Origin of the sequence: Brevibacterium sp. SIMBA_078, from assembly GCF_046534565.1 — a bacterium.
Classification (GTDB): Bacteria; Actinomycetota; Actinomycetes; order Actinomycetales; family Brevibacteriaceae; genus Brevibacterium.
Genome location: NZ_JAWRYQ010000577.1, coordinates 1 through 237, shown reverse-complemented (window position 1 = coordinate 237; position 237 = coordinate 1). Strand labels below are relative to the sequence as shown.

General features: G+C 55.3%; 1 protein-coding gene. It reads right to left on the bottom strand.

The annotated features are described in order from the left end of the window. Window positions 1-225: alpha/beta hydrolase (locus tag SB749_RS20860; RefSeq protein ID WP_410711998.1), on the bottom strand; the 225-nt coding region annotated here is incomplete at its 3' end. Between the last annotated feature and the right edge of the window lie 12 nt (window positions 226-237).

Here is a 237-nt window from a genome sequence, read left to right as displayed (position 1 = left end):
ATAAGTCGCGGACTGCTTGTCTGCAATGTAGCCCGTGACTTTTGCCTGCGAGGGCCACGAAAACACCACCGGTATGCCATCGATATCCGCATCGGCGGCCATTTGTGCTCCCCGGAATAAGGCTTCCTGGTAGCTGTGATTGTAGCCGTGCACAAAAAGGCCTATCTGCCTGCCTGACTTGGCGATCCGGCCAAGATCGGTATTGAATGTTTCCTCGCTGAGCATGTTGGCGCCTGT